The organism is Sphingobacterium spiritivorum (assembly GCF_016724845.1).
Classification (GTDB): domain Bacteria; phylum Bacteroidota; class Bacteroidia; order Sphingobacteriales; family Sphingobacteriaceae; genus Sphingobacterium; species Sphingobacterium spiritivorum_A.
Window position 1 is genome coordinate 4,929,832 of the sequence record NZ_CP068082.1, and the last position, 13,247, is coordinate 4,943,078.

General features: G+C 40.9%; 11 protein-coding genes. 8 read left to right on the forward strand and 3 right to left on the reverse strand.

Annotated elements, in window-relative coordinates; all coding sequences use genetic code 11:
* Nucleotides 1–524: 524 nt before the first annotated feature.
* Both I6J03_RS21130 and I6J03_RS21135 read left to right on the forward strand, forming a co-directional pair.
* Nucleotides 525–2,948, forward strand: coding sequence for a TonB-dependent receptor (locus I6J03_RS21130; protein WP_003005980.1), 2,424 nt, complete (start codon nucleotides 525–527; stop codon nucleotides 2,946–2,948).
* Between the two features lie 48 nt (nucleotides 2,949–2,996).
* Entirely contained in the window at nucleotides 2,997–4,238 is a 1,242-nt protein-coding gene (locus I6J03_RS21135; RefSeq protein ID WP_003005982.1) for a DUF4374 domain-containing protein, read from the forward strand.
* Nucleotides 4,239–4,317: 79 nt separating this feature from the next.
* Here I6J03_RS21135 and I6J03_RS21140 read toward each other — a convergent pair whose 3' ends face one another.
* From I6J03_RS21140 to I6J03_RS21150, 3 genes are read right to left on the reverse strand one after another with little or no spacing between them, the layout of a single operon-like run.
* Nucleotides 4,318–5,103 (reverse strand): enoyl-CoA hydratase/isomerase family protein, encoded by a 786-nt coding sequence (locus I6J03_RS21140; RefSeq protein WP_003005984.1) that lies wholly within the window; start codon nucleotides 5,101–5,103, stop codon nucleotides 4,318–4,320.
* 4 nt (nucleotides 5,104–5,107) lie between these two features.
* Nucleotides 5,108–5,956 carry a beta/alpha barrel domain-containing protein gene (locus I6J03_RS21145; RefSeq protein ID WP_003005988.1) on the reverse strand — a complete coding sequence of 283 codons (849 nt, stop codon included), beginning with the start codon at nucleotides 5,954–5,956 and terminating at the stop codon, nucleotides 5,108–5,110.
* Nucleotides 5,943–7,094: an acyl-CoA dehydrogenase family protein gene (locus tag I6J03_RS21150; protein ID WP_003005991.1), complete on the reverse strand. Its 1,152-nt coding sequence runs from the start codon at nucleotides 7,092–7,094 to the stop codon at nucleotides 5,943–5,945. The genes I6J03_RS21145 and I6J03_RS21150 overlap by 14 nt, the downstream gene beginning before the upstream one ends.
* 158 nt (nucleotides 7,095–7,252) lie before the next feature.
* On the opposite strand from I6J03_RS21150, the gene I6J03_RS21155 reads away from it, so the two are divergent.
* From I6J03_RS21155 to I6J03_RS21180, 6 genes are all read left to right on the forward strand, one after another.
* Nucleotides 7,253–8,860 (forward strand): acyl-CoA carboxylase subunit beta, encoded by a 1,608-nt coding sequence (locus I6J03_RS21155; protein WP_003005992.1) that lies wholly within the window; start codon nucleotides 7,253–7,255, stop codon nucleotides 8,858–8,860.
* An 11-nt stretch (nucleotides 8,861–8,871) separates the two neighbouring features.
* Nucleotides 8,872–9,264: a hypothetical protein gene (locus I6J03_RS21160; RefSeq protein ID WP_003005995.1), complete on the forward strand. Its 393-nt coding sequence runs from the start codon at nucleotides 8,872–8,874 to the stop codon at nucleotides 9,262–9,264.
* Between the two features lie 51 nt (nucleotides 9,265–9,315).
* Nucleotides 9,316–10,179, forward strand: coding sequence for a methylated-DNA--[protein]-cysteine S-methyltransferase (locus tag I6J03_RS21165; protein WP_003005998.1), 864 nt, complete (start codon nucleotides 9,316–9,318; stop codon nucleotides 10,177–10,179).
* 22 nt (nucleotides 10,180–10,201) lie between these two features.
* Nucleotides 10,202–10,822 carry an alpha-ketoglutarate-dependent dioxygenase AlkB family protein gene (locus I6J03_RS21170; RefSeq protein ID WP_039989993.1) on the forward strand — a complete coding sequence of 207 codons (621 nt, stop codon included), beginning with the start codon at nucleotides 10,202–10,204 and terminating at the stop codon, nucleotides 10,820–10,822.
* Nucleotides 10,823–11,482: 660 nt separating this feature from the next.
* Nucleotides 11,483–12,241, forward strand: a complete 759-nt coding sequence (locus tag I6J03_RS21175; protein WP_232279677.1) for a 5'-nucleotidase C-terminal domain-containing protein — start codon at nucleotides 11,483–11,485, stop codon at nucleotides 12,239–12,241.
* Nucleotides 12,216–13,172, forward strand: a complete 957-nt coding sequence (locus tag I6J03_RS21180) for a metallophosphoesterase (protein ID WP_003006006.1) — start codon at nucleotides 12,216–12,218, stop codon at nucleotides 13,170–13,172. Before I6J03_RS21175 ends, I6J03_RS21180 begins: the two co-directional genes overlap by 26 nt.
* Nucleotides 13,173–13,247 lie beyond the last annotated feature (75 nt).

Consider the following 13,247-nt stretch of genomic DNA (forward strand, 5'->3'; position numbering starts at 1 on the left):
CGCCAGATTAATCCTAAGTATCAGGAGCTCAGCATCCTCATGTTACAAAGCAAAGCTTAAGAGAATCCCAAAATATAAGATATCACACATCACCAACTGTTAATCATAAAAAGATGTTACCTGGATTACTGCATATTAAATTCAATGATCGGATTACACAAATTACATCTTCCGCCTCCATTCTGAATCCTCTTTAATCAGTTGTTTTTAGTGAACTTAATAAGCATGACTTGTGCAATTTTTAGGAGGTTTCAATCCAAAGAAGATATCGTATTCAGGAAAAAACATGCTTTAAACATACAAACAAAGCCTAAAACATAACTATTCAAAAAAGATTAAAAAAAACTTGACTGCTTATAATTTCTTTCTAAATTTGCACTGTTTATATTTAATCTAAATAAAAATAAAAGTTTTTACATATACGTATTGCTCAAAAAAAAACAGATATGGTAAAATAGATTTACAGCTCGTATTATTCACTCGCAACTACTAACATCAACTAAGAACTACTGAACAAGTCTAACATGCAACACAATTACCCTATTCTTAATTTATTCCCAAATATTCCAGGCAAAAAAATATGCAGAGCCGTTCTTTTTGCCCACATGATATGCGGTTCTGCACTTTATGCAGCCAGCAATCCGAACAGTGGCCCGCAGACCATTCTCCTTCAGCAGCATGAACTTACCGGGCAGATACTAAGTGAGGATATACCGTTAGCCGGTGCGACGGTTAAAATCCCTTCTTTATCCAAAAATGCGATTACCGATGAAAATGGAAAATTCAGGTTTAAAAATCTTCCTTCAGGAAAATACAAAATCGTAGTATCTGCCATAGGACACAGCAGATGGACTGAAGAAATCCAGATCGGTAAAAATTATCAAACCCTTCCCGCAATTTCGCTTACCCGCTCTACACAACAAATTGAAGAAGTCATGGTATTAGGCCGGACTAAAGTGGAAGAAGTCAATAAGCAGGCCTATAATGTCACCGCATTAGATGCTACAAAACTTCACAATACCACGCTTGATATTGGTCATGCTCTGGATAGAGTCTCAGGCGTCAGAGTCCGGGAAACCGGAGGTGTGGGGTCAGATATGAATCTGTCCATCAATGGTTATTCGGGTAAACAGATCAAGATATTCATCGATGGTATTCCTATGGAAGGCTTCGGGTCTTCCTTTCAGCTCAATAATATTCCGATCAATCTGGCCGAACGTGTAGAAGTATACAGGGGTGTCGTGCCTGTATGGTTAGGTGCTGATGCTATGGGAGGTGCGATTAATATTGTTACCGGAAGTTCTAAAAAGAATTATGTGGATGCTTCCTATTCCTACGGATCCTTTAATACACATCGTACCACCATCAATGCAGGGCTGACTTCTAAATCCGGATATACACTGCAGTTAAATGCTTACCAGAATTATTCCGACAACAACTACAGAATATCTGTTCCTGATGGTCCTCAGAATGTAAAACGTTTTCATGACACCTACCACAATGAAGCTATTATCCTTCAGACAGGCATCGTAGACAAAAGCTATGCAGACCGCCTGTTAGTAGGGATACAATTGGGAAAAACCTATAAAGAAATGCAGACAGGAGCGCGTATAGAATCTGTATTCGGATCCTGGTACCGTAAGGGAGACATTATTACCCCCACCTTGAGATACCAGAAAAGAGATCTGTTTATTAAAGGATTGACAGCAAGTCTAAATGCAAATATTAACCTGGGTCATGAGCAGAATATCGATACGACTTACGTGAGGTATGATTGGTATGGTACGCCTAAATATTATTCAGGCCTGGGTGGCGAACAAAGCCGGAGCCTTTACAAATACCGGAATAATACGGGGCTGGCCGCGGCAACGCTTTCCTATGATATCAATGAGCGAAATGCTATCGTATTGAACAATACTTATTCTACTTTTAACAGAAAAGGCTCTGACGAGCTGTATCCTGAAAACGTCGCCTATGATCTTCCCCGAAAATCAAGCAAAAACATTACGGGCTTAGCTTACCGGTACAATCATGATGGTAAATGGAATGTAACAGGTTTTTTCAAAAATTACTTCCAGCGGCTTAAATACAGCTCCAGCTATAATCCGTCTGGAAACTACGGCGATGTCGCATACAATCATCAGCAAACGAATTATAACAAAATCGGATACGGAATAGCTGGTACTTATTTTCTCAGTCCTTCCCTGCAATTAAAAGCTTCGTACGAGAATGCGAAGCGTATGCCGGAAGCTGAAGAGGTATTCGGGGATGAAATTCTGAAAGCCAGTAATCTGGATCTGAAACCGGAATCCAGTGACAATTATAATCTGGGTATCAATTACATGTTCTCGATCAATCAGGATCACCGCTTTGCAGTGGATCTGGGACTTCTGTACAGAGATTCTAAAGATTTTATCCGTGAAAAATTTAATATAAACATGGTGAAAACGATTATGGAAAACAGAGCCAGTGTAACCAATAAAGGTATAGATGCTGAGATCCGCTATTCCTATAAAAAATTCTTTACAGCAGGAGCAAATATGTCTTATCACGATTTCAGAAATAAAACCAAATACGAAAATGACAATGCAAATGTAAGTATAGTCTATAATGACCGGATGCCTAATATCCCTTATCTGTATGGCAATTTTGATGCAACAGTCTTCCTTTCGGATCTGGGAACAAAAGGCAACAATCTGAGTATAGGTTACAACCTGCTCTATGTGCACAGCATGTATCTATACTGGCCAAGTCAGGGATCAGAAAAACTGGACATTGATACACAGTTTGGACATGACGTCAATGCCGTATACAGCTTTAACAATGGCCGTTACAATATAGGTCTGGAATGCAAAAATATAACTAATGCGCAGTTATTTGACAATTTCAGATTGCCGAAACCATCAAGAGGATTCTTCCTGAAGGCACGATACTTTATATCTAACTAGATTTTTTTTACAACTCAAAATAATATTAACAACTAAAATTACATACTCATGATCAGAACATTTAAAAGTCTCACTTTACTTTCAGCTACTGCCCTAATAGGTTTTAATGCCTGTTCCAAAGACAAAGGGAATATCGACACCACCATTACCCCGGGTGAAGGAAATAAAGTAAAATATGTTATTGCAGCTCACCCTACAAGCGCAGAAGCAGGAACTGCAGATTATCTGCTGACAACTGATGACCTGACCAAAGGCTCTATCACGACCAAAGGAAATGGTATCGAACAGGACGGAACATGGAGATACTATGTAGTCAACCAGAATAAATTCTTCAGTATGCTGTACGGACAGGGTAATCCGGGTGCTGTTACTTCATATGCCTTAAATGCAGATGGCAAACTTGTAAAAGTTTCCAATTTTGTTACGGAGACTGTTCAGGTATTTGCACCGATGAATAATGAACTTGTCTTATTCAAAGTTCCCCGTTCCGGAAACGAAAATTCACTTGTCTATCGTATTGATGCGGTCAACCCGGGTATCAAAGCAGATAAGGAAATCAATATTGTCAAGTTAGCGGGTAATGGCGAACGTGCCCACTTTACATGGGCTACCCAGTTCGGGGATAAATTACTGGCTCCTTATATGAGTATAAAAGGATGTTGCGGAGACACCTTTGGAACTGCCTACCCGGATAGTACATGGGTTGCAGTATTATCTTTCCCTGATCTGAAAGTCGAAAAAGTAATCAAAGATAACCGTACCAGTTATCTGGGTGGTTACTTCAAAAACGGATTATTTGTAGACGAACAGGGAGATGCATATGGTTTTTCAGGAGCTACTGTAAAAATCGGAGAAAACATTGTATCAAAAAATCCGTCGGCTATCGTTCGTATCAAAAAAGGAACGACAGAATTTGACAAAAGCTATTTCTTCAATTTTGAACAAAAAACAAATGGTTTTAAAATCAATTCAGCGCGTTACATAGGTAAAGGCAAATTCCTGGTGCAATCATATGCGCAATCCAAATCTACTGTAGGTGTTAAATTTGCAATTGCAGATGTATATGCACAAACGGTTACCTGGGTTACGGGTGCTCCGGTTAACATCTCAGGTACGACTTCCAGCAACTATGGTGCACTTTCTGAAGACGGTACTAAAGCATATGTAGGTTTGACATTAGATACCGGAGATAGCTATGTCTACATCTTTGATACAGCGACAAACACAGCTACACAAGGTTTGAAAGTTGAAGGTGGAACGATTAACGGTATTCACAGACTGACCTACTAACCGGTATATCCATATTAGCAGTTATATGAGGGATATTCAGTATTTGAATATCCCTTTTCTATTTTCATCACACAAAAGATTAACGATTTTTCCATTCCGGCGGACGTTTATCACGCTGAGCAGCAAGTCCTTCTTTCGCATCTTCAGAGTCTTTCAGTTCATGCAATACTTTTAAAAGATAAGCATAGCGATCTGTAGCAGCCAGTTCTTTTATTTGTTTCAGTGCTTCAAAACCTTTCCGGATAGCTAAGGGAGCACCCATTATCAGATCCGCAATCAGCATTTTGATCTTATGATCATCTTCATTTTCCACAAAATCCGTGACTAATCCAAGTTCATGTGCCTGTGAGGCTGTAAAAGACGTACCTCGTATGCACAGATCCATGGCTTTAGCATCCGGCAGATGTTTCAGTAACGAAGCCAGTACCTGAAACGGGAATATGCCGATGCGTACCTCCGGCAGAGCGAACCGTACATTTTGCTTCGCAAAAACATATGTGCATTCCAGAAAGATAAGAAAACCTCCGGCATACACATCCCCCTCAATAATACAGACAGAAGGTTTGTTGAGTTCGGCGATGACTGCTCCCAGAGAGATATCTGTATTCGTAATATCCGGATTTAAGGTGTCGGCCTCCGGATTTTCAAATGCTTTGAGATCCATTCCCGCACAGAATACCGGTCCCTCAGCTTTTATAACGACAACACGTACCGCTGTATCCTTATTTGCTTCCTGCAAAGCATGCCGTATCTCATTGACCATAGTCGGTGTGAAAGCATTGCGTTTGCCGGGACGCGCCAGCGTGAGGTAAAATACACGATCTGTTATATGGGTACGGATAAAATGATAGGAAACGCTATTCATGATATTAACTGATTAATGTATTAAACTGTTGTTTCAACTCTTCAATCTGTGACGCATTACCTCTCCCAAAGAACAGCAAAAGGTCTTCCATAGCAATATTCCCGACAAGATCATCTTTTGCAAAAGGACAGCCTCCATATCCTAACATGGCTCCGTCAAATGTTTTACATCCGGATTCAAAGGCAGCTTTTATTTTTGCCATACTATTCAGTTTGGTAGAATGAAAGTGTGCTCCGATATGCAATTCAGTGAACAACTCATATACCTTATGAAACAGGCTGCCGATCTGTGCTACAGAAGCCTCCCCCGTGGTATCAGCGAGCGAGAACCGGGTAACCCCCAATTCAGCTATATTGCCTAGCCAGTCAATAACCAGTTGTTCGCTCCAGATCTCCTTATACGGATTGCCGAATGCCATAGAAATATAAACGACAGGTTCTTTGTCTCCTGCTTTGGTACGTTCCACAATATATTTCAGTCGCTCATAGGACTGCTGCAGATTCGCATTTGTATTGCGGCGTTGAAACTCTTCCGATATCGAAAAAGGATAACCCAGATAATGGATCTGCTCAAAAGCAGTCGCCCGCTCCACTCCTTTCTCATTCACTACAATAGCCAGAAGTCTGGTGTCATTGACCAGATCCAGCTGCCGGACAACAGCCTCTGTGTCTGCCATCTGAGGTACAGCGACAGGAGATACAAAACTTCCGAAATCTATACATTCAAACAATCCTGTACGAATCAGAAAATTAATATACGCTGCTTTCTTTTCTGTAGATATTTGTCCGTGCAATCCCTGAATGGCATCACGCGGACACTCTACTAAGGTGATATTTTGATTAAGATCTGACATCTTTTTGAATTTCTCTTGCTATGACCATTTTCTGGATGCTGGACGTTCCTTCTCCGATGGTACACAATTTGGCATCTCTGAAGTACTTTTCTGCAGGATAATCTTTCGTAAATCCATATCCGCCAAAAATCTGTACACTTTCATTCGACACTTCTACAGCCGCTTCAGAAGCATACAACTTCGCCATTGCACTGATTTTTGAAGATTTCGTACCCGATTCTTTTAAAAATGCAGCCTGACGGGTCAGAAGCTCTGCAGCTTCTACCTGCGTTGCCATTTCTGCTAATTTAAACCCTACAGCCTGAAAATCAAATATTTTCTGATTAAATTGTTCACGTTCATTCGCATATTTCAATGCACACTCATAAGCACCACGTGCTATGCCTAGAGATAATGCTGCAATAGATATGCGCCCTCCATCCAGTAACTTTAATGCCTGCACAAAACCCTGCCCCTCTTCGCCAACGATCTGATCCTTATGTACTCTGCAGTTATCAAAGAATAAACATGCTGTTTCTGAAGCGCGCATTCCTAATTTGTTTTCTTTCTTTCCTGCCGAAAATCCCGGTGTACCCTTTTCGATGATAAAGGCAGTCATTCCTTTTTTATCACCTTTTTGACCGGTTCGGGTAATAACAACAGCAACTTCTGAACTGATGGCATGTGTAATAAAATTCTTAGAGCCGTTCAGGATAAAATAATCGCCATCCCGCTCGGCAACAGTTGTCAGACCTCCGGCATCAGATCCGGATCCTGTTTCTGTCAATCCCCATGCACCGATCCACTCTGCAGTCGCCAGTTTAGGCAAGTATTTTTTCTTTTGCTCTTCATTCGCAAAACTCAGTATATGATTGGTACAAAGCGAATTATGCGCAGCTACCGAAAGTCCTATAGATCCGCACACTTTAGATATTTCATCCAGAATAGTAATATATTCCTGGTAGCCCAGTCCTGCACCGCCGTATTCCTCTGGCACAATAATTCCCATGAAACCATAAGATCCCATCTTCCTGAACAGCTCTACGGGAAAGGTTTGAGCCTCATCCCACTCCATGATATGTGGTTTAATAAAATTCGTTGCAAAATCAGCAGCACTCTGCCTGATTAACTCCATCTGGTCTACATTAGCGACAAACATAATTTACTATTTACTTGTTTATAATTATTGGTGATTCTCGAATCAAATATATACAAACTATTATATATACAATTACAAAAATATCAAAATATTGTTTTATTTTTATCCCATATTAAGAAATTATTAATATAAGCACCCCTTATAAACCAAAATTGCAAATGAATAACTTAATTGATGTTTTAAACAAAAAGAAAGAGACACTGGCATTAGGCGGTGGACTGGATAAAATTGAGAAGCACAAACAAAAGGGTAAACTTACCGCCTGGGAACGCATACATTACTTACTGGATGACAATCGTGACTTTCTGGAGATAGGTATATTTGCAGGAGATGGTATGTATGAAGATGAGGGTGGCTGCCCCAATGGTGGTGCGGTATGTGTATTAGGATATGTACAAGGCAAACAATGCGTTATCGTCTCTAACGACGCAACAGTCAAGGCCGGAGCCTGGTTTCCGATCAGTTGTAAAAAAAATCTCCGTGCTCAGGAGATAGCCATGGAAAACCATATTCCCATTATCTATCTGGTAGATTCTGCTGGCGTATTCCTGCCGATGCAGGATGAAATATTCCCCGATAAAGAGCATTTCGGACGCATTTTCAGAAATAACGCCAAAATGTCCTCTATGGGTATTCCGCAACTGGCTGCTATAATGGGAAGTTGTGTGGCTGGTGGTGCTTACCTTCCGATCATGTCAGACTATGCATTTATAGTAGAAGGTACAGGATCTGTATTCCTTGCAGGCCCATATCTGGTCAAATCATCCATTGGAGAAACAGTAGATGCTGAAACACTGGGCGGTGCGGCCACACATTCCGAAATATCCGGGGTTACGGACAATAAATATCCTACAGATGAAGCCTGTCTGGACGCTATCAAACAGGTAATAGATAAATTCGGCGAACAGCCGAAAGCACAGTTTAGCAGAAAAGAATCTTCAAAACCGGCTTCCAAAGCAGGGCAAATCACCGACATTATGCCTCTGGACCGGACAAAGCCCTACGATATGAAGCGCATAATAGAAGCGATCGTCGATGAAAATACATTTGAAGAATACAAAAAAGATTACGGCAAGACCATCGTCTGCGGTTTGGCACGGGTAGATGGCTGGGCCATCGGTATTGTAGCTAATCAGCGCGAGGTAGTGAAGGCAAAAAAAGCAGGAGGATCTGTCGAAATGCAGATGGGCGGTGTTATTTACAGCGATTCCGCAGACAAGGCTGCACGGTTTATTATGAACTGTAATCAGCAATCCATTCCATTGGTATTCTTCCAGGATGTAACAGGATTTATGGTGGGGAGCCGTTCTGAACATGGCGGCATTATTAAAGATGGTGCCAAAATGGTAAATGCAATGGCTAATTCGGTTGTGCCTAAATTTACTTTTATGATTGGCAACAGTTATGGAGCTGGTAATTATGCGATGTGTGGCAAAGCTTACGATCCCCGCCTTATTTATGCATGGCCTACAGCACAAATTGCGGTCATGAGCGGAGCAGCAGCAGGAAAAACACTTTTGCAGATACAGGATGCTGCTTTAAAAAGCAAAGGAGTATCGATTACGGAGGCAGAACAACAGGCACTTTTAAAAAGTATTGAAGACAAATACAACGAACAGCTAAGTCCATACTATGCAGCTGCGCGACTGTGGGTCGATGGTGTTATTCATCCGGACGAAACACGAAAAGTAATCAGTATGGGAATTGAAGCGGCAAACCATGCCCCGATCACAGAACGATACAATGTAGGTGTAATTCAAACTTAAGGCGATGTTTTATGTTAAAAAAATATCTGTTTACATGTATACTGCTAACGGTAGTTTCACTCGGTTTTTCTCAGCAGATAAAGCAAAGTCATAAACAAAAGGAAGAGTATCGTATGATCATTCCTTTTGAAAAGTTACTTTCCAACCTTTTGGAGATCGCTATTGATACCGGTGCAGGATTTGATAAAGATGCACGGAAACTATTGATGAATCCGAAAACAAATACCACAAAATTCAAAAGTGTAATTGAAGGAATCAATGTCATGGCTGAATTGGGCTGGACTGTGGTTTTTTCCGCACCAATCGTTTCTGAAGGCGACCCAAATAGGAGGTATTATTTGCTCAAAAGAGAGATTGACAGTAATAAGGTGAACAACAATGAAAATCCGGATACTGAAAAATAGCAGTATCCGGATTTTATAAGACAAAGAACATGCGGATATTTGTCTTATAAAATGATTATCATGGAGACACAACAAGAAGTAGACTATCAGCGTATAGCAAATGCGATCACCTATATCCGTGATCACTTCAGGGCGCAACCCTCCGTTGAGGAAATAGCTGCGCACATTCATGTAAGCCCGGCACATTTTCAGCGCATGTTCGCCTCCTGGGCGGGAACAAGTCCTAAAAAATTCTTACAATATATATCTGTAGAACACGCCAAAAAACTTTTAAGGGAGGACAGCCGGATTTCGCTGTTTGACGCCACGTATGATACGGGCTTATCCAGTACAAGCCGTCTGCACGACCTTTTTATTAAGATAGAAGGAATGACTCCTGCAGAATACAAAAACGGCGGAAAAAACCTTCTTATCCGCTATAGTTTTACCAATAGCCCGTTTGGGAAACTCATAGTCGGATCTACAGAAAAGGGCATTTGCTTTATGGGTTTTGCGGAGCATGAAGAGGATGGCGTAGAGCAATTGCGTCAGCGTTTCCCTAATGCTTCACTAATAACAGGAACAGACAGTATGCAAGAGCATGCAGCGCTGATCTTCCAACACGACTGGTCCAGGCTATCGGAAATCAAATTGCATCTTAAAGGAACTCCCTTTCAGTTAAAAGTCTGGGAAACGTTATTAAGAATACCTATGGGACAATTGGCTACATATGGACAGCTGGCAAAAGAAATCGGAAATACCAAAGCGTCGAGAGCTGTTGGAACAGCAATAGGGAGCAATCCCGTCGCTTTTCTGATTCCCTGCCATCGCGTCATCCAGTCAACAGGCACCATAGGCGGATACATGTGGGGATCAACCCGTAAAACCGCTATTATAGGATGGGAAAGTGCTCTTCAGGAAACTGCAGCTGATTAGAACCATTCCGAAAGAAGAAGATATGAAATTATTTGAGGATCAAAGTTATATATCACGAAATCTACTACCGCAAGATGGTGAGGTATATTATTACGGTACGGTACTGTCTGTACAGGAAGCATCCGAATATTATGAACGCCTGCTTCAGCATATTGCCTGGAAAAATGATCAGGCTGTAATATTCGGGAAGCATATAGAAACAAAAAGAAAAGTGGCCTGGTATGGCGATCAGACTTTTTCATATACGTATTCTAATATCACCAAATCAGCCCTTCCCTGGACAGAAGATTTATTAAAACTGAAACAGATAGCCGAAAAACATACAGGAGAAAAATACAATTCATGCCTGTTAAACCTGTATCACAGCGGAGAGGAAGGAATGGCCTGGCACAGTGACGGCGAGAAAGATCTAAAAAAAAACGGAGCTATTGCTTCCATGAGTTTCGGTGCTGAACGTAAATTTGCGTTCAAGCATAAGGAGACTAAACAAATGATTGCTATGGTGCTGGAGCACGGAAGTCTGCTCGTCATGAAAGGCACTACCCAGACCCATTGGATGCACCGCCTGCCTCCTACCAAACGTATTTTTGGTCCGCGTATCAATCTTACTTTCCGAACAATAGTTAAGGATACAGATAGATAAATAGAGCTAATGTCTCTTAATTCTCAATGCGTTTGCCGGTGTCCTCACCGGCAACAGAATGCAGTAGTCTTATAATAATTGGTGAACAGTCAATTATACACTAAATTAAACCTCTATCCTTCAATACCAACTGCGTTTGCCGGTGTCCTCACCGGCAACAGAATGCAGTATTCCTATCATAATTGGTAAACAGTCAATTATACGCAATTAAACCTCTCTCCTTTACAACTAACCGCGTTTGCCTCTGTCCTCACCAGCAACAAAATGCAGTAGCCTTATAATAATTGGTAAATAGTTAATTATACGCAATTAAACATCTCTCCTTTACTATTAACCGCGTTTGCCGGTGTCTTCACCGGCAACAGAATGCAGTACTCCTATAATAATTGGTAAACAGTTAATTACACTAAATTAAACCTCTCTCCCGGTAGAACCGGGATCTATCCTTAAAAAGGAGTGAATTTATTAGCATAATACATAGAAAAAAGGAAGAAAAGTAGCTATGCAACTTAAAAAACCATAACGCTGGGCTTCTTCTTAAAACTCGAAAATTAATCCAAAATTATTCATATAAGTTTCATGCTATTTTAAGGCTAAAAAGGGATATTTTATCTACCTTTGTCTCAATTATTTTTGCCGACACATTTATCTTGTCGTTTTATGTATAGATTTAACATCCGTTCCCTGGCATTAGTAATAGGTTTGGGCTTCATGGGGTTCACCTCATGCAAGACGCTCTATACCCGGGCATCCGACTCCTATCAGGGCTATGAAATGAATAACACTATCACTGCAGATTCTGCAGTAGTAGCACTTTACGCACCTTATAAGCAACAAATGGAATCTGAAATGAACCGTGTAATTGGTTATTCAGACACCTATCTAACCAAGACACGGGATGCAGAGAGTCTTATTGGAAATTTTTTTGCTGACGCCCTTCTGGATATCGGAAAGACACTGGATAAGGATGCTGTATTTTCATTTGCGACCAAAGGTGGCATACGTACAGATATGAGACAAGGTGATATTACGGTTGGTAAAATATTTGAAATCATGCCTTTTGAAAATAAGATTTCTATACTTGAATTGTCAGGTAAGGATGTATTGGCTCTGGCCGATTTCATTGCACAGACCGGAGGGCAACCTATAGGCGGTATGCGAATGGAGATAGTGGGTAAAAAAGCGACTTCAGTGAAGATCAATGGTCAGGATATTGATCCGGCCAAACATTATAAAATGGTCACCTATGATTATATCGCTAATGGCGGAGATAATCTGGATGCTTTAGCCAGCCCGGTATCACGAAAAGACTATGAAAGTAAAGTCCGTGAGGGTCTTATGGATTATATCGGCAGACAAACGAAAGCCGGAAAACATATTAATGCAGTATTAGATGGAAGAATTAAAATCAGTCAATAGAAGAGTCTTTATCAAAGGTTTAGGTGCACTAGGTGCAACTGCTGCTTTGAGTAATATACCTCTGGATGCGCTGGCTGATTCAGAAGTAAAAATCACAATACTGCATACAAACGATGTACATAGCCGGATAGAACCTTTTCCGATGGATGGATCCAGAAATCAGGGACTTGGCGGGGTAGCCCGCAGAAGCACATTGATTCAGAAGATCAGAAAAGAAGAGAAAAACGTTCTTTTGCTTGATGCAGGAGATATGTTTCAGGGTACTCCCTATTTCAATCTTTTTGGTGGTAAGCTGGAACTGGATCTGATGACCAGACTGGGCTATGATGCAGGTACATTTGGTAATCATGAGTTTGACAACGGACTGGATGGACTTGTAAAATATCTGGACCATGCAAAATTCCCTTTCCTGACAGCCAACTACGACTTTACAGGAACGGTATTGCAGGGAAAAACACAGGATTATACGATCTTCAAAAGAGGTGGTATCAAAATCGGAGTCTTTGGAGTGTGTATAGATGTAAACGGTCTGGTAGATCCTACTAATTGCAAAGGCATGAAGTATCTGGATCCGATTCCTGTAGCGAACCGGGTTGCTGAAAAGCTGAAAAAAGAAGAGAAATGTGATCTGGTGATCTGTCTGTCCCATTTGGGTTACAAATACGATTCAGACAAAGTATCTGATGTCGTATTAGCACAGAAAACCCGGCATATTGATTTGATTATAGGCGGCCATACGCACACCTTTTTAGATAAACCTGTCTCCATCCGTAATATGGCAGGAGAACAGACGATTGTCAATCAGGTCGGTTTTGCCGGAATTAATCTGGGACGCATTGATTTCATTTTAAAACCCTATTCGGATAAGAAGCGTATTGAGTCTGTCGTGTACCAGGTCGATCATCATATAAAACCCTCGATTTTAACATAAAAACTATAAAAAGTTAGCATTTTAAAATGTCAAATCGGGCGCCTGATCATCATCACCCGATTTGACATTTTTTTT